The following is a 16,757-nucleotide window of genomic DNA, read 5'->3' on the forward strand; positions in this document are numbered from 1 at the left end:
ACCTTAGACGCAGCCCTTACAAGGTGTGCCCAGATGGCGGAATGGTAGACGCGCTAGCTTCAGGTGCTAGTACTGGCAACGGTGTGGAGGTTCGAGTCCTCTTCTGGGCACCAAATTTTCAACTAGAACTGTTTGAAGATGTTGTTTTTCAGCTGCCTGAATCAGCGGGAAATTTACCAGCAAGTTTTATATACCTATTCCACACTGCTCGGGTCGATCAGGCCATCTCGCACCGCGACTAGAATCAGGCGTGCTGTTGAATGAACACCCAGTTTCCGCATCAGTTTTGTACGATGGCCGTCTACAGTTTTAGGACTTAGCCCAAGGCTCAGCGCGGCGTCCGCATTGGACTGCCCGCGCGCGATGGCATGCAGGACTTCTGCCTCACGAGGACTAAGCGCAGGGGTTTCTATATACTTCTGCGCAACCGCCAGCAGAGCCGGATCAAAAACCTGCCCGCCATCCGCAATATCTTCCAACGCTTTCAGGATGCGCTCGGAACTGGCAGATTTGGCGATTAGCGCGTCAGGACCAGCATCAAAAAGCGCGTGTAGCGTTTCAGGGTTTTGATTACCTGTCAGCACCATCACGCGGGTGTGCGGCGCCCATCGCTTGAACTCCAGCAATACCTCCAGCCCGTTTGCCCCAGGCATGGCAAAATCGATCACGGCACAGTCGGGGCGCAGGCTGCGCAGATGCGCGATCGCTTCGACCCCATTGCGCGCAATGCCAACCGTTTCAAACCCTTGCAGAGTGTTGATCGCGCTTGCCAGACCGTCCGCCAGAAACGGGTGGTCATCGGCCACAAGGACACGCGTTGTCATGACTTGTTTTTCTCCCTCAATCCGCGCCATTCTATACCATGGTAGCGTTTTCGCCAAGATTTGAACGGGTGCGGTAGATGAAACGGGTTTTGGGCATTCTGGCCGCTTTGGCGGTTTGTCTACTGATCTTCGGGAGCGGGCAAGCCCGTGCGCAGAGCCCTGTGCTGGTTCTGGAAGGGCCTGCACAGGATGCACAGTTGCGCGGCCATATTGACGCGCTGCTTGAAACCGGAGACCGCCTGTCGCCCCAGAATTTCAGTGCAGGCGAGACGCCGGCGATGAGACCCGTCACTTCTGCCTGGCCTGATTTCGGGTACACATCCGATCGCATCTGGCTGCGTCTGCGGCTGCGCAACACCACCGAAAACCAAAACTGGCGGCTGCATGCACGGGACAATTTCTTTCAGGAATATTCGGTATTTATCCTGCGCGCGAACGGTGAGGTCGAAACCGTCTTTGACACAGACCGGACAAGCCCGTTTGACGCGCGCCCCATCGCCTTTCCACAGCTGGTAGCACCCGTCACACTCGCACAGGGCGAAGAAGCAACAGTACTGATCCGCTACCGCAGCGAAGGCTCGTCGCATCTTGCCCTTAGCATCGAGACGTTGGAGAGCTTTTCGGCGCTGGCGAACGTCCGTACCGCAAAGGCATATCTATTCTACGGCATGATGGCACTGCTGATAACGGTGGCGATGCTGTCGCTGGTACTGTTTCGGGCGCGGGTATTCGCGGCTTATGCCGCCTATTCGGTCTCGTCCTTGCTGTATATCATGCACGGTGACGGCGTGGCATTTCAGATGCTTTGGCCGAACTGGCCTGCATTCAATTCGATGGCATCGGTTGTGACAGGATCGGGAGTGATCATTTCCGGCGCAGTCTATGCGCGGGTCTTTCTCGAAACCCCGCGCCTGCATCCGCGGATGGATATCGTCTTGCGAACCATCATCGCAATGACGCTGCTGCTCACCGCATCACTCTGGTTCACCTATCCGCAACTGCTAAAGCAATTGCTTATCGTTTTTTCCATGGTCGCCATCATTACTTTCGCCATTTCAGGGATCGTCGCCGCCCGCACGCGCTTCCGCGAGGTGCGGTTTTATGTTGTCGCATGGCTCGGAGTGGTTGGCTCTGCCGTGATCCTGAATACCCGCCATATCGTCGGCATCGAAATCAGTCAGGAGGTACAATACGACTCCATGCGCGCCGCATTGGTATTTGATGCGCTGATGATCGGGCTGGCCATCGCTGACCGGTTTAACACGCTGCGCCGCTCACGGCGGGCAGCACTTGATGCCTCACTGGTGCAGGCACATAAAAACACGGCACTCGCCAACAGGCTGACCCAACTGGGCGCACGGTACGAACGCGCGCAGGCGCTCGCACAAGGCCGCGGCGAAATACTGGAAAACACAGTGCACGATCTGCGCCAACCCATGCAGGGGCTGCGGCTGGCACTTCGCGGTCTTGATACTGGCACAGGGGGTGGACACCGCGCACGCGCTGACAATGTGCGCAGGTTCGAGGCATCATTGGCCTACATGGAACGGCTGATAGAGGACCGGATCGCAGGTGCAGACACGATAGAACAGCACGGCGAGCCGCCAGCAGCAGAAATGGGGATTCACGCAGTGCTGCGCAGTGTCCAAACCATGTTCGCACCGGAGGCCGAAGCGAAAGGTCTTGAGGTGCGCCTTGCTTTGGCCGCACCCGATACGGTGGTCTCGACTTTTGCATTGATGCGGCTGGTCAGCAATCTTGTCGCCAATGCCGTAAAATTCACCGACACAGGCGCAGTCCTGATTGCGCTGCGCCGCGATGGCACTGGCCTGCGGGTAGAGGTGCATGACACAGGCCCGGGACTGACACAAACCCAGTTTTCGCAGGCCCGCAAACGACATGTTCGGCTGGAGCAAAAAGGCGCAGCGCACGAAGGCTCCGGCCTTGGCCTTGCCATTTCCGATCACATCGCCAGTACAGAAGGCTGGACCATGCGCCTCGCACGAGGGCGGCGGCAGGGTGCGGGCATCGTGCTACACATCCCTGCGACGGCCCTGCAAATTTAGACGATCGTCATGCTCAGAGTCTGGATTTCTGCAAGGGTGATATCATTGAAATAGGTAACAACACCCTGATCGGAAAAGACCACATCATCACCTGACTGGGACATTCGCGCGTGCGCCTCGCCTGCATTTGCATAGCCAAAGTCCTCAAAGCTTAGCGCATCCCAGCGATCAATACCCAGAACCATATTGCGGTCCTGACTTCTCAAAGTGCCGTCTTCTTCAAGGTTTGAGGTAAAGATGAACCGGTCCGCACCCAGATTGCCTGCAAGCAGATCGTCACCCATTTCGCCTTCCAGTGTATCGCCTGCAATACTACGCATATACTGGATAAAGTCGGCGTCAGAATTGCGGGAGAATTCACGGCTCTGGGAAAACCCTGTAACCACCTCCGCACGGCTGCTGCCCCCTTCTAGGCGGCTGACCCAGCCCGCGATACCGGCCGCATCTCCCGCGCGGTCAAGCACATTGAGATACAGCTGGTTGACGAACTGGCTGTTGTTCAGGTTGCCATAGGTTGCGCTAAACTCTCGGCTGCCCACAAACCCGCCTGCAACTTGCGTGAGCGCGGTTCCTGCCGCCAGACTATTGGTCCATCCATCCAAGCCGCTTGCATCGGGGTTGCGATCCAGCGTCGCCTGATACAGACGAAACACATCATCGGCAAAGACGTTCTGGACATTATTGGTGGCAAAGGCGGCTGCGTTGAGGGCAGTCGCTTCCTTGAACTCACGGCTCTCGGAAAAGCCCAACACCACCTCGACGCGGCTGAGGTTATCCGAGGCGAGCTGCTCCTCCCAAAATGCACCGCCCGCCAGATCAGGCTCTCTGCCCAACACGTTTTGATAGAGCAGCTCGACGAAATCTTCGTCGTTCAGCGCGCCGTAGGTGTTACGGAACTCGGCGCTGGCTACAAATTGCTGGATCACACTGGCAAGCGTATTCTGGCCCGATTCCAGTCTTGCAACCCAACCGTCAAAGCCGCCTGTGTCAGGGAAACGGTCCAGCGTGGCCTGATAGACGCGGTAGATCTGCGCCTCAAAGCTGTCGTCGGCCAGATCACGCACCGCGCCACCCAGCAACAGGTCATTACCAGCACCCCCCGCAATAGATTCCGCGTTTTGTGTGCCTTGCACAGTGTCATCACCAGCACCGCCCTGCACGCGCTCAATGTTGCGGAACCGTCCTGTATAGGCATTTACCGCTTCGGCAAAGGTAACTTCGAAATTGTCCGCATCCGGATCGTCCGGCGCAGGCAAACTCCGGGTCAGATCGTCAGCGCTGTTGGCAAAACCCGCTTCGATCTCGACAATATCCGAGGGTCTCAGGGATGTGCCGTTCCAGTTGCGCGCCATGACATCTCCACCATCGCGCCAGACGGCACGCGTCTCGATCAGGTCGGCGCTGTACCTGTTAGTGGTCAGATCAATAAAGACCTTCCCTTCCAACACACCAAAGCTCAGCAGGTCATCGCCCGACCCGCCATTGATAGTTGCCTCACCCGGCCCTGCGATGATTGTGTCGTTACCTGTACCGCCTTCGGCGATGTCATCACCCTCACCCATCACCAGCACGTCGTTGCCGCTGGCACCTTGCAGGGTGTCATCGCCTGCACCACCCGTCAGGGCATTGTTCCCGCGATCACCGACCAGCAGATCGTCAAAGCCGCTGCCGATCACATTGTCGATCCCGCTCAGCGTATCGCTGCCCTGCGCCCCTGTGGCACGACCCGTGCCAAGGTCTACCTGAACCGCGCCGAAATCGCCCGCTTCAATCTGGCCTTCCGCGCCGTCCACGCGGGTGTTCGCGTAGGATGCCGTGTTCGTCTCGGCAAAGTTTGTCCCACCGATAATCAGGTCATTGCCCGCACCGCCGTGGAAAAAGTCATTGCCCGTCCCGCCGTCAAGCGTGTCGTTGCCATCACCGCCAAACAGCTCGTCACGGCCACCGCGCCCGCTCAGACTATCGTTGCCGCCACGGCCGACAAACCGTTCGCCATTGTCTGTGCCGCGGAAGGTATCGCGCTCTACATCACCACCGATGACTTCCTCAAAACCCGACACACCCGTAAAACCGATAATAGATTGCTCGGTGCCCGAAAAGCTGCTGATCGTGTAGACAGTCGCCATGCCTGTGGCCAAATCAACATCCGATCGTGTTCCGCCCGTGCGGTTCGACAAGGCCAGCTTGTCATATCCAGCGCCGCCCGTGACAGTACCAAAGGCGCGCGTAACGGTGATGAAATCATCGCCCGTCCCGCCCTCAAGGATCACATCCCGCTCGGATGTGTTGATAATCATGCGGTCATTGCCCGCATCGCCGTAGGCCTCGTTGCCCTCGCCATCAAATTCGAAATAGTCGTTGCCGTCGCCGCCGTGGAAACGCCCCTGTGCGCCTCCGTCATTGCCCTGCTTGCGCACAAAGCGGTCGTCGCCCCCTGCACCGAAGATTTCCAGCCGCGCTGTGCCTGCCCCAAAGAACTCATCGTTTCCATTGCTCAGCAACAGGGTTTCGATGCTGTCGAACCGGCCATCAAACAGCTGTGTGAGCCCGCGAACCGGGCTGCCGTTTTGATCCCCCAGTCGCTCCACCTCGAAATCACCAAAGGCGGTGTAGTCAACACGCTGGTTGAACGAGTTCTGGATGTTATAGCGCACATCCCCCAGCCCGCGCAGATCAAGCGTATCCCCGCCAAGGCTTTCGCCATCCGCGCCGCGCGTTTCATTCCCGCCGTCCACATAGCTGCCGCCGACAGTCATGATGATCCGGTCGTTACCTTCCCCACCAAGAGCACTGTCAGCTCCGCCTGTGTAAATCAGATCATCACCGTCACCACCGTCATATGAATACGGGTCTATTCCGTTATCTCCCGACGCGCCAAAGATCGTGTCGTTACTGTCAGAGCCTGTGATTTCCTCGATGCCAGAAATAGTATCTGTGCCAATCACGCGCGAGCCGTTCATATGCTGAACCACCCCCGTTGCACCGTTGATCACCAGCGCGCCAGAGCCTGTGGTTTCTACGAAACGGTAATCGAGGCCATTGTTACGCACGGAATTCGAGGTTGCGTAGCTGAGCCAATCCGCGGTTCCTTCGCCCCCGTCATAGATAGAGCCGCGCCCCGACGAGGCATTGCCAAACAGGATGTCATTGCCTGCGCCCCCATAGACGCGGTCACGCCCCGTGCCGCCCACAAGAATATCCCTGGTGTCACCGCCCACAAGGAAATCATTGCCTGCCAACCCTTGCAGAAAATCTAGGCGGGTGGAGCCGATAAGGATGTTGTTGCCGTCCGTCCCGCTAAAGGTAGCAGAGCGGTCGACCTCCATTGTCGCGTTCTCGATGCTGTCGAGATAGTCGCGGGTGCGCCCGTCCCATGCATATCCGTCATATTCCTTGCCGGCACTGTCACGGATAGATTGTTGCAGCACCACGGTAACATCGCGCCCACTTACACCATCTATCTTTGGGATCAGATAGGTGTCAGAGCCTCCACCACCGTCTACAGTGTCCGAGCCGTCCAGCGGCGCGATCACATCGTCATCCGCCCCGCCAATAATCAGGTCAGGACCGTTGGTGGCCGCAGGCGACAGCGCGCCCATGTCGATCAGTTGTTGCAGGGTAAGGACGCCATTGGTGAACACGAACTGCTCGATCCCCTCGGCCACCTCACGGCCCCAGCGCCCACCCAGATCGTTGAAGACAACGGGGGCGCTGTCAGAGAACTGGCTGATCTTGTAATCGTCTACCCGCCCGCGCAGCACCAGATAATCGGTGCCTGCACCGCCATAATTGAAATCATCTCCGCTGGACGCCACAAACACATCACTGCGGGTGGCACTGTCGGGGCCATCCGCCTGCGCATAACCATAGAGGGTGTCATTCCCCTCCAACCCGTTCAGCAGGTCAAACCCGTCCGTGCGCCCCTCGACCACATCACGTCCGTCCGTGCCGAACCGCAGCGCATCGGGGGTGATGTTTTCCAGCGCCTCCACGATATCTTCGGTAATATCGTCGACATATTCGGTGATGCGGTTGTCCCATCCGTCCAGAAATCCCTCGATCTGGTCCAGCGTCTGGTCAATGCGCCGCTCCATCTCGTCGAGGACGTTCACATTGGGCAGCAGATCCGCGATGCGATTGGCGATACCATCAAAAATCGCCGTCACACCCAGCTTGTCCAGCAAGAAGTCGATCACAGGCCCAACAGTGATGTCATAAATGAACCCCACCGCATCCAACAGCCACTCCACAGGCGACAGCGCCGATTGCACCTCTTTGAGAACCGGGCTCAGAACGCCCAGCGCGCCATTGATCGCACCAAAACTTTTGGCAACAGCCGAGAGCGGATCAAACAAAGACGCCGTGCTGCCAGCCGCCTGAAACGCTTCCTCCAGACCATCGAACAGCGCCTCGATCTCGTTATAGGTACGGTTGATCGGCACCAGTACATCGTTGAGCGGACGTGCAGCACTGTTGCCCGCGTTCTCTACAGGGTCCAGCACACTGCCCACTGCATCAAAAGCAAAGAGCATGCTTTGTATGGTGCCCGAATATTGGGTCAGCTTGTTTTCGGTCACTTCCAGACCGTCTTGCACATTACCCAGCTTCTCTTCGGCGCGCTCCAGCTTTTCGATGTAGTTGCCGTTTTCGATCTTGCGCTCCAGCGCACGGGCCTTGTCGCGCACGGTCTCGACGACATTCTCCAAACGGTCCAGCACGCGGTCGACAAATTTCGCAGGTATTTTCAATGGCCCGAGCTTGGCCGCGATCTTGAGCGAGAAATCCATGGAGCGGATGGTGGCGAGAAATTCAGTCGCCTGTTCCTCCACCTCGCTCACTTGCTCCATCGCCCAGCGCGCATCCTTGACGACCTCTTCCATCGTCTCGGCCTTGCCACGCATGTCTTCTGCGTTGGCGCGGGTCTCTTCGAGGTTTAGCGCAAAATCCTCAAGCTCTCGGCCAGTTGTGTTGGATCCGTTCGGCAATGTATTGATAAGTGTCACGGCGAAATCCTGATCTGTAAAATACGAAAAGCACAAACGGTAAATAACCCGCCTCGCGCTACCTGCGTGCTACATTGCATCAAATTGCGATTATTCCCTACGGGGTGATCACCTCGTTATGCAGATCACACCGCAGCGGGGACGCCCGCGCCAGTCCTCATCCAAAATAGGAAAAGCGTCAGCACGCAATCGCAAGTATTGCCGTCCTTCGGCCATGGTGTAGCGATCTAGGTATCGTTCTGCCCCGTAGTACCAGCCGCCAGCGCGCGCACGATGGTGCGATAATTCTCCAGATAGGCGGCGCGGGTGTACCGCTCCAATCCTGTGTGCGTGCTGCCCTGATAATGCGCAGGCTGCGACAAAACACGGGTCATGGCATCTGCAATCGCCCCGATATCATGGGGGGCAACCAGCTCCCCGTTCTGACCCGTCGTAATCATCTCGCGCGGGCCATAGTTAACGTCATACGATATCACAGGACACCCCGCCGAAAGCGCCTCGAGTATCGAAAGGCCAAACCCCTCGGTCATCGTGGGGTAGACAGAAGCAATCGCACGCTGAAACACATCTGCAGGGTCGGTTGTGTATCCAGCAAGCTTCACACGGTCACCACACCCCAACCGCGCAATCAAATCTTCCAGATCAGACTGCCCCGCGCCAAGTCCATAAATCAGGTAATCCACATCGGGAAAGGCATCTTTGATCCGGCAAAACGCTTTGATGCATTCATCAATCGGCTTGCCTACCAGTTCCAGCCGCGACACCGTCACCAGATGGCGGCGCGTGCCTGCACGAATACGATCGGCCTCGCAGAAATGCGGGATCACATGCACAGGGGCGGCAGGCACAACATCTTTGGCGATCTGCGCCCTATGCACATGCGTCGACGTGATAATCGCCTCGCCCTTGAAATTCTCGATCAGGAACTTGGATCGCGGCACGATATCGCCCGCAGGTCCGCGATGATCCGCATGCAGAAACAGCGCGCGCCGTGCGTCCGTTACAGGCGCTAGATAGGCCGAGGTGACGCCGTCAAAAAACACCGCCGCATCGCCCCAGGAGATTTGTTGAAAGACATTTTGCCCATATACCCGCTGCATCCGGCAAATCGTGTCGGTGATCAGATTCCTGCCAATGGAAAACGCTCTATCTTTGGTTTTCAGCCACCTGATCGGTAGGGACTGCACGTAATCCGTTGTCTCGACAGTCCCGTCTGCCTTGCGCTGGACCATCTGGTGCAACGCCCCCCCGATCAGGGTAAAAAGCTGCTCGCCCTGCGGGTGCGGCACGCTGCGCTTGGTGATCTCGCCGATTGGCGCGGGCTTGGTCCGGTCCATCATCACTTCTACGCCGCTGCGGAAATAGAGCGTCTTGTTGCCCTTTCGCTCTTTACGGTCATAGACGGGAAAGCCGTCAAAGGGCTGCACACCAGCTGCACGCGCGGCGTCAAGGCATGCCTCGGGCACGGACAGGCAGCGCACCCGCGGCGCAATAATTCCATCGGCCTGTAGCTTGGCAAAGTTCAGCTTTTGACGCGGGCTGTGATCAAGGGTCAGCAGCACGGGGTCGAACTCATCCATTTCCGCCAACGCATTCATGCGGTGGTAGACGGCCTTGACCTTGCCACCGCCACCCATGCCGATCCGCTCGAATATGCTGAATACCCGCGTCACGCCCGCAGCACCCCCGCGCAGGTCTGCTTCATTGCGCCGCCGAAGACACCGCAGCATCACCATGCTGCGCAAGAGCTGCCGCCTGATTGATTTTGTCGATCAACACATCACAGCGCGATGCGGTGCCGTCGCCCAGAAAAGGGAAAAACCGCGCCAAAGCGGCCTCTGTCTCATTACGGCTCACAGGAGCATGGGTTTTCTTGATATGAGGCATCGCCATGCTGATCGGCACAGAATCGTGGCCGTCGATCTTGATCGAGATATAGCCCAGTCCTGCATTATCGACGATTGCAGGGAACCGCTTGTGCAGGGCATTATGCCCAAACGAAAATATGGTCCGCTCGCCATGCACGCGGATCGCCGTGCCCATGCTGTTGAATGGCAAATGCGCCTGATAAATCTGCATTTCCCCATCCGCCGCATAATGCGTGACAACCAACCCGTTCGAGCGCGAATAGCTTACCGGCATCTTGTCCCCCAGACGGGTCATATAGCTGCGCAATTCCTGAACATAATCGTTCGACAGGCAGTCATCATCATCGATGCGAAAATTGACCAAAGGCCGCCCCGCCTGTGCATTCAGCTCAGCCATGCGCGGCCAAAGCGCCTTGTGAACCGTCCGCTCGGACGACACGACCAGTTCCAGATTGGGATCATCGGCACACAGCTTTTCCAGCCGCGTGCGGTACATATCGGGCATGATGTCAGAGGTCAGGATCAAACAGATAAAATTGCGGTCAATCTGTGCGCGCAGGGACGGCAACAGGAAATTCTCCAGCAGGAAAAACCGCAGCGCCATACGGTCAGGCGCATAAAGCGTGGCAGCCGCTTTGGTGCAAAACGCCTCGATCTGCTCTGGCGTCTTGGCCGCCCGCGATGCGCGCCAGTCCCCTTTGCCGCAAAACGAAAAACGGCAGATACCGATTGCTGGCTCTAACAGATATGACACGATTCACCCCTCTTACCCCCGTATGATCGGGGTATTTTCCACCATGTTCCCCCGCCAAGCACGCCGTGTCCAGTGGTGGCACATAAAACCATCGCCCGCGGTGCTGGCCCTACGCCGCAAAATGCGTATATGACAGGGGGCGAGCAGCACCACGCGCCAAAACGGACCCCACTGATGACCACCGACCCTTTCACCCAGACCAAAACCGCGCTGCTGGCGCTGGGCGGCCATAGGGTATGGCCGCTGATGGTCACACTGTTTGGCGATCTGGCACAGGAAGAGGGCAATACCATCGATGGTCCGGTCTTGTCCGCCATCATGGCCGAAATGGATATCCGCCCCGAGGCCGTGCGCGTCGCCCTGCACCGCTTGCGCAATGACGGATGGATCGCTTCGCACAAACACGGTCGCACCGGGCATCACACCCTCACCCCCGCCAGCCGCACCGAGACACGGCAGGCCAGCGCGCGTATCTATGCAAGCCCTGCCGCAGCCACAACAGATTGGCAGCTGGTTATCCTTCCCGATGCCACCACAACCCTGCGGGACGATATGGAAAATCGCGGCTTTGCAGCCCTGCTGCCGCGCATCTATCTGGGCAGCAGCGCGGCGATCCCGCCCAAAAACGCCCTGCGCCTGAACGGTGCGCCAGCCCCTTTGTGGCTGCGCGAGCAGATCGCACCGCAAATGCTTGAGGCGGAATACACCGCGCTGCTACCTATTCTTAAAGCCGCCTGCGATACGCTAAAGGCTGGTGCGCTGACACCGATGCAAATAGCAGTGCTGCGGTGTCTTATTGTTCATAACTGGCGGCGTATTGTCCTGCGGCACCCCGATCTTCCCCGTGCTGTCCTGCCTCCCGATTGGGTAGGCCATCAATGCCATCTGCGTGTCGATACGCTGCTCTCCCGTTTCGCACGCCCTGCGCTGACCCATATTCCGCCGCCCTGACGCCGCGGTGCTTTCGCCTTCTCTTTGTGCCCTGTATAGGATGTGCCATGACAAATACCGTATACCAGAACGACCTCCCCGATGATCTAGATCTTGGCCCCATGGTCGCCATCGATTGTGAAACGATGGGCCTACACCCGCACCGCGACCGCCTTTGCGTGGTGCAACTGTCAGGTGGCGATGGCAACGCGCATCTGGTCCAGATCGCACGCGGCCAGACACAGGCACCAAACCTGTGCCGCCTGCTGGAAGACCCGAATGTGCTCAAGCTTTTTCACTTCGGACGTTTCGATATTGCGGCAATGCTCAACGCATTTGGCGCGGTCACAGCACCGGTCTATTGTACCAAAATTGCCAGCCGCCTTATCCGGACCTATACGGATCGCCACGGTCTGGCCAAACTGCTGCAAGAGTTGCTGAGCGTCGATATCTCCAAACAGCAACAGTCCAGCGACTGGGGTGCGCCCGAACTTACCCGCGCCCAGATCGACTATGCCGCCTCCGATGTGCTGTACCTGCACCAGCTGCGCGATGTCCTGAACGGAATGCTCGAACGGGAAGGCCGTATGGACATGGCGCAGGCATGCTTTGACTTCCTGCCCATGCGCGCACAGCTTGACCTTGCAGGCTGGCCCGATACGGACATCTTCGCACACTCATGACAGGCATCGGGCGCGACCGCTATTCACGCACTATTGCATGGCTAAAGGTCGCATTCCCGCTGGCGGCCCTCGCCTTGCTGTCCACGCTGTTCTTGCTGTCGCGCGCGATGGAAACCGAAACCGCGATTCCGTTTGCCGATAAAGAAGTACAAGACCGCCTGCGCGACCAACAGATCACGGGGCCGTTTTTCTCTGGCACCACATCGCGCGGCGACCAGATATCGTTTTCGGCGGAAAAGCTGGTCACACTTCAGGACCGCGTCGGCACCAACCGCGCCGAAGATGTGGCCGCCTCTATCCGCACCAGCAAAGGCGCAACATTCGATCTGCGCGCCGATGTTGTCGAGCTTGATATCGCAGCCAACAGTGCCCAACTGTCAGGTAACGTGCAAATGGTCACGTCCTCCGGCTACAGCATCACCACCCAGCGGCTTGAAACGCAGGTCTCCACACTCGACATTACGGCCCCCGAACAGGTCGCGGCAACAGGGCCTCTGGGGCGGCTGGATGCGGGGAATATGCGGATATTCACGCCAAAAGACGCGGATGCCGCTCAAATGGTTTTCAGTAGCGGTGTGAAAATGGTATATACCCCCAACTGAGTATGAAAGTGTGTGCAAATTATGAGCTTACGTTTGTTGCTGATCGCGGTTTTTGCGGCACTTTTCTCGACTCAGGTTATCGCCCAAGGGGCCAGCGTTGCCTTCGGCACCATCGCACAGGACACCAATCTGCCTGTCGAAGTCAGCTCGGATGAGCTGTCGGTTGACCAGCAAACAGGTACCGCCGTGTTCACAGGTAACGTGGTAATTGGCCAAGGTGAAATGCGCCTGTCGGCCCAGCGCGTGCTGGTCGTGTACCGCGCCACCGCTGACGGCATCGCCAAGATGGAGGCGACCGGCGGCGTGACCCTTGTGTCAGGCCCGGACGCTGCCGAAGCACAGCGGGCGGATTACAGCATTGATGACGGCACCATCGTGATGCGCGGCAATGTTCTGCTCGCGCAGGGGGCAAGCGCGCTCAGCGCCGATACCATGACCATCCGCTTGCGCGATGGCACCGCACGCATGTCGGGCAATGTCCGCACCCGCCTTTCCACAGGTGGCAATAACTGATGGCGACCCCGGAACTGACCGTCGCGGAAGGCAGTGCAGGCCTGCGCATTTCACATTTGCGCAAATCCTACCGCAAGAAAATCGTGATCCGCGACTTCTCGATGAAGTTGATGCGCGGTGAAGTCGTGGCCCTGCTGGGGCCCAACGGATCGGGCAAAACCACGACCTTCTATTCCATCGCAGGTCTCGTCACACCCGAAAGTGGCTCTGTCACGATCGACGGGAAAGACGTCACAACCCTTCCCATGTACCGCCGCGCCCAGCTTGGTATCGGCTATCTCCCGCAAGAGATGAGCATTTTTCGCGGCCTCTCTGTACAAGAAAACATTCTTGCCGTTCTCGACATCGTCGAGAGCAACCGCCGCAAGAAACTCAAACGCCTTGATGAGTTGCTAAGCGAGTTTTCCATCGAGCACCTGCGTCGCGCGCCCGCATTGGCCCTGTCAGGCGGCGAGCGTCGGCGCGTCGAAATTGCCCGCTGTCTGGCCGCCAACCCGAAATATCTGCTGCTGGACGAACCTTTCGCAGGCGTTGATCCCATATCCGTGGGCGATATCCGCCATCTGGTCGCCGACCTGAAAAAACGCGGCATCGGTGTCCTGATTACCGATCACAATGTCCGCGAAACCCTCGAGATCGTGGACCGCGCCTATATCCTCCACGAGGGCCGTGTACTGATGTCAGGCACCCCTGACGAGGTGGTTCAGGATGGCGACGTGCGCCGCGTCTATCTTGGTGACAATTTTAAGATTTCCTGAGCTATTTCCCGCCCTGCGTGTAAGCTTTCTTGTCATAAATGATTGACTTTTCATACGTGTCAGCCGTCTAATCAAGTATGGCGAACTGGCTGTTCACGTATCTGATGGCGTTGCTACCTGCGGGTGGCGCGGCAGATGACAACCTGCAACCAGCCGCCTATTCCCCGCACCTGAACCGGCCATATCGTACCCTGACACGGGCGCGTTCGCAGGTTCAGTTTACACATTGAAGGAGACACTATGCGGTACCAGATCAGCGGAAAACAGATCGACATCGGCGAAGCATTGCAAACGCATGTAAAGACAGAACTGGACATTGCCGTCCAGAAATATGCCGAACGACCGACTGATGCGCAGGTGATCTTTTCAAAATCAGGGCATGAATTCGTCTGCGAGACGACCGTCCACCTCTCAACGGGCCTCACCGCATCCGCAAAGGCCCACGAAAACGAAATTTATGCAGCCTTTGACAGCTGTAGCGAGAAAATGGAGAAGCAGCTGAGGCGTTACAAGCGGCGGTTGAAAGATCACCATCGCGAACGTGCGACTCCTGTTGAACTTTTGGGGGCTTCGTCGTATATCCTTGCTTCAGAAAAGGATGCCGAAGGGGAAGAACCCGAAACACTCCAGCCCATGATCATCGCTGAAATGCAGACTAAAATCGCAACATTGTCTGTAGGAGAGGCCGTCATGCAGATGGAGCTATCAGGTGCGCCCGTGCAGGTGTTCAGACAAGAAGGCAAGGACGGGGTCAACGTCGTATATCGCCGCGAAGACGGCAACATCGGCTGGATTGACCCTGCCTAGAGAACGGGCTAGAGCGCGCACAGCTACGCGCTTATAGGGATAAGCAGAGACATGAACTTCGCAAAACTTCTGACGCCTCAGGCGGTAAAGGTGCTGTCGTCAACGACCAGCAAAAAACGGCTCCTCTCGGATCTGGGTGAGCTGGCAGAAAGCGCCTATGGCCTGGACGCCGCAACAGTAGTCGAAGCACTTATCGCCCGCGAAGCGCTGGGGCCCACAGGTGTGGGCCACGGCGTGGCGCTGCCACATGCCCGTTTGCCCGGCGTAGACAAAGTAAAAGGGCTGTTTGTTCTGCTGGAAAAACCTGTCGATTTCGGTTCCGTTGATCGCCAGCCAGTCGATGTTGCCTTTGCGCTATTCGCACCACAGGACGCTGGCGTTGAACATCTCAAGGCATTGGCACTGGTTTCGCGCACCCTGCGTGATGCCAATATCTGCGCAAAACTGCGCGCCAATCACAGCGCCAGCACACTCTACACAATCCTGACCGAGACCGAGGCCGTCAAAGCGGCCTAACCGCTAACGCCAGCGGTCAAACCCGAACATCATATAGTCGCGCTCATACACATCAGCGCCCAGCGTCTCGGTTTCATCGTCATAAAAGTCTTCCAGCGCATGGAAGCCGTGCAACGATACAGGTGCTACACGCGGCGCATCTGTATAACCGACACTGCGCGCCAATGCGTCCAGCTCACGCACCATATCATCCTCACGTAGAATCAGATCGGGCAGCGTAAACTCGCCAAATCCCTGTATTGCCTGCGCTTGTGTACACCATGCAGGATCAACCCGCACAGACGTTTGCCCTGCAAGGTTGCCCTTGAGAAAAGCCAAAAACGCCAAAAACGCTGTGCGATGGGTGGCCAGATCTACGGTGTTTTCTGTCCCTTCTTCAGGCAGCGGCAGCTTGTAACGGCGCACCAATGTGCGACGCAGCTGCAAATAGCTGCCTTGACCCGAGTTCATGATCCGGTGGCAAAAGACATCATGGGCGCGCAGAATAGGGTGCCGCAGCACAGTAAAGCTACGATGGCCTACGCTTTTGCGTTTCCACTGGCGAAGCTGCTGCTGTGTCATCTTCATGCCCAGCGCATTTTGCTTTTCACCATCCAACGCGGCCAGCCAGCGGCGCACCTCTTGCTGCGGCCCCCCCGCGATCGGCATATACAAAAGTGGCGCCTGCACCCCTACCACATATCCTGGCACATTCGGCCCGCGACGTGGCTCAAAATTGGGAGTACGCGTCAGGTCGAAACGGTCAAGCCGCGCCAATGCGGCCTCCATCTGCGCATAGTTGCTCACCTTTTCCGACAGCGGGCTGGGATTTTGCTTTTTCAGGTTATTGTCCAGATCCTCCAGCATCTCGGGCACGCCCAGATAGGTGGCAATACCATTCATTACCTCGACACTCTGCAGGTCTTCGTAGGCGACATAGAACGCCGTCTGCCCACTGGTCTGCAAGCGGTTCATCAGCAGCAGCTGGAACTCTTGCAATGCGCCCAGATGGGCCTCGAATTCGGCAGGTACAAACACCGCCTGCGCCGCCTTGCGCGCTTTCATGTCTGTCAGCTTCCACTGGCCCGTGGCCTGCGCGATCTTCCAGCTGACATAGCTCTCGACGGGATTGCGCGTCAGGATGATCTTGGCACATTCAGGGTCATCCAGCACCAAATCCAGCACGCGCGGATCATGGTTGTGAAAATAGCGAAACCCGCCCATTGCAGCCGGATCGTGGCGGATCGCCCGCAGCAATGCACCCGGGTCCATGTCCCGCGTGGCCTGATCCACCCCTAATATCTGGGTACTGTTTGGATAGCCGATGAAATGCGGATTAAACGCCTCCCCATGACATTTTATGCCTGCGAAAGCGTTCAAATTCGCTTCCAGAAAATTGGACCCCGTCCGCATTTCTGCGAACACAACAAAGCTGCTAAAGCGTCTCGTCATTA

The 16,757-nt window shown here is 57.7% G+C and carries 13 protein-coding genes and 1 tRNA gene; 9 read left to right on the plus strand and 5 right to left on the minus strand.

Annotated elements, in window-relative coordinates:
- The first annotated feature begins 27 nt into the window (after positions 1-27).
- Positions 28-113, plus strand: a tRNA-Leu gene (locus tag Q0903_RS05980).
- Between the two features lie 81 nt (positions 114-194).
- On the opposite strand, the gene Q0903_RS05985 is transcribed toward Q0903_RS05980, so the two are convergent.
- Positions 195-824, minus strand: coding sequence for a response regulator transcription factor (locus Q0903_RS05985; protein WP_299026456.1), 630 nt, complete (start codon positions 822-824; stop codon positions 195-197).
- A 77-nt stretch (positions 825-901) separates the two neighbouring features.
- On the opposite strand from Q0903_RS05985, the gene Q0903_RS05990 reads away from it, so the two are divergent.
- Complete coding sequence (locus Q0903_RS05990) at positions 902-2,890, plus strand: sensor histidine kinase (RefSeq protein ID WP_299413730.1); 1,989 nt, start codon at positions 902-904, stop codon at positions 2,888-2,890.
- Here Q0903_RS05990 and Q0903_RS05995 read toward each other — a convergent pair.
- From Q0903_RS05995 to Q0903_RS06005, 3 genes are all read right to left on the minus strand, one after another.
- Entirely contained in the window at positions 2,887-7,893 is a 5,007-nt protein-coding gene (locus Q0903_RS05995; protein ID WP_299413733.1) for a DUF4214 domain-containing protein, read from the minus strand. The two genes, Q0903_RS05990 and Q0903_RS05995, sit on opposite strands and share 4 nt — an antisense overlap.
- Positions 7,894-8,120: 227 nt before the next feature.
- On the minus strand, positions 8,121-9,623 hold the full coding sequence (locus Q0903_RS06000; protein ID WP_299413736.1) for a glycosyltransferase: 1,503 nt from the start codon (positions 9,621-9,623) through the stop codon (positions 8,121-8,123).
- Positions 9,595-10,515 carry a glycosyltransferase gene (locus Q0903_RS06005; protein WP_299413739.1) on the minus strand — a complete coding sequence of 307 codons (921 nt, stop codon included), beginning with the start codon at positions 10,513-10,515 and terminating at the stop codon, positions 9,595-9,597. The genes Q0903_RS06000 and Q0903_RS06005 overlap by 29 nt, the downstream gene beginning before the upstream one ends.
- 174 nt (positions 10,516-10,689) lie before the next feature.
- Here Q0903_RS06005 and Q0903_RS06010 point away from each other — a divergent pair, with 174 nt between their 5' ends.
- The 7 genes from Q0903_RS06010 to Q0903_RS06040 all read left to right on the plus strand — a co-directional run bounded on the left by Q0903_RS06010 (position 10,690) and on the right by Q0903_RS06040 (position 15,324).
- Positions 10,690-11,466 (plus strand): PaaX family transcriptional regulator C-terminal domain-containing protein, encoded by a 777-nt coding sequence (locus Q0903_RS06010; protein WP_299413742.1) that lies wholly within the window; start codon positions 10,690-10,692, stop codon positions 11,464-11,466.
- A 47-nt stretch (positions 11,467-11,513) separates the two neighbouring features.
- Complete coding sequence (locus Q0903_RS06015) at positions 11,514-12,128, plus strand: ribonuclease D (RefSeq protein WP_299413745.1); 615 nt, start codon at positions 11,514-11,516, stop codon at positions 12,126-12,128.
- Positions 12,125-12,730 (plus strand): LPS export ABC transporter periplasmic protein LptC, encoded by a 606-nt coding sequence (lptC, locus tag Q0903_RS06020; protein ID WP_299413748.1) that lies wholly within the window; start codon positions 12,125-12,127, stop codon positions 12,728-12,730. Before Q0903_RS06015 ends, lptC begins: the two co-directional genes overlap by 4 nt.
- Before the next feature lie 18 nt (positions 12,731-12,748).
- Positions 12,749-13,243, plus strand: a complete 495-nt coding sequence (gene lptA / locus Q0903_RS06025; protein WP_299027714.1) for a lipopolysaccharide transport periplasmic protein LptA — start codon at positions 12,749-12,751, stop codon at positions 13,241-13,243.
- On the plus strand, positions 13,243-14,001 hold the full coding sequence (gene lptB / locus Q0903_RS06030) for an LPS export ABC transporter ATP-binding protein (RefSeq protein ID WP_299413751.1): 759 nt from the start codon (positions 13,243-13,245) through the stop codon (positions 13,999-14,001). Before lptA ends, lptB begins: the two co-directional genes overlap by 1 nt.
- Positions 14,002-14,241: 240 nt before the next feature.
- Complete coding sequence (gene raiA / locus Q0903_RS06035; protein WP_299026481.1) at positions 14,242-14,808, plus strand: ribosome-associated translation inhibitor RaiA; 567 nt, start codon at positions 14,242-14,244, stop codon at positions 14,806-14,808.
- Between the two features lie 51 nt (positions 14,809-14,859).
- Positions 14,860-15,324 (plus strand): PTS sugar transporter subunit IIA, encoded by a 465-nt coding sequence (locus Q0903_RS06040; RefSeq protein WP_299026483.1) that lies wholly within the window; start codon positions 14,860-14,862, stop codon positions 15,322-15,324.
- 3 nt (positions 15,325-15,327) lie between these two features.
- Here the strand turns inward: Q0903_RS06040 and Q0903_RS06045 are convergent, their stop codons facing one another.
- Complete coding sequence (locus Q0903_RS06045; protein WP_299026485.1) at positions 15,328-16,755, minus strand: nodulation protein NodH; 1,428 nt, start codon at positions 16,753-16,755, stop codon at positions 15,328-15,330.
- Positions 16,756-16,757: the final 2 nt, after the last annotated feature.

The sequence above is a fragment of the uncultured Sulfitobacter sp. genome (genome assembly GCF_947502895.1).
In the GTDB taxonomy this organism is placed as follows: domain Bacteria; phylum Pseudomonadota; class Alphaproteobacteria; order Rhodobacterales; family Rhodobacteraceae; genus Sulfitobacter.

Coding starts and splice junctions, on each gene's coding strand:
- lptB (WP_299413751.1), top strand. CDS start 13,243: ATGGCGACCCCGGAACTGACCGTCGCGGAAGGCAGTGCAGGCCTGCGC.
- Q0903_RS06040 (WP_299026483.1), top strand. CDS start 14,860: ATGAACTTCGCAAAACTTCTGACGCCTCAGGCGGTAAAGGTGCTGTCG.
- Q0903_RS06000 (WP_299413736.1), bottom strand. CDS start 9,623: ATGCTGCGGTGTCTTCGGCGGCGCAATGAAGCAGACCTGCGCGGGGGT.
- Q0903_RS05990 (WP_299413730.1), top strand. CDS start 902: ATGAAACGGGTTTTGGGCATTCTGGCCGCTTTGGCGGTTTGTCTACTG.
- lptC (WP_299413748.1), top strand. CDS start 12,125: ATGACAGGCATCGGGCGCGACCGCTATTCACGCACTATTGCATGGCTA.
- Q0903_RS06010 (WP_299413742.1), top strand. CDS start 10,690: ATGACCACCGACCCTTTCACCCAGACCAAAACCGCGCTGCTGGCGCTG.
- Q0903_RS05985 (WP_299026456.1), bottom strand. CDS start 824: ATGACAACGCGTGTCCTTGTGGCCGATGACCACCCGTTTCTGGCGGAC.
- Q0903_RS06045 (WP_299026485.1), bottom strand. CDS start 16,755: ATGACGAGACGCTTTAGCAGCTTTGTTGTGTTCGCAGAAATGCGGACG.
- raiA (WP_299026481.1), top strand. CDS start 14,242: ATGCGGTACCAGATCAGCGGAAAACAGATCGACATCGGCGAAGCATTG.
- Q0903_RS06015 (WP_299413745.1), top strand. CDS start 11,514: ATGACAAATACCGTATACCAGAACGACCTCCCCGATGATCTAGATCTT.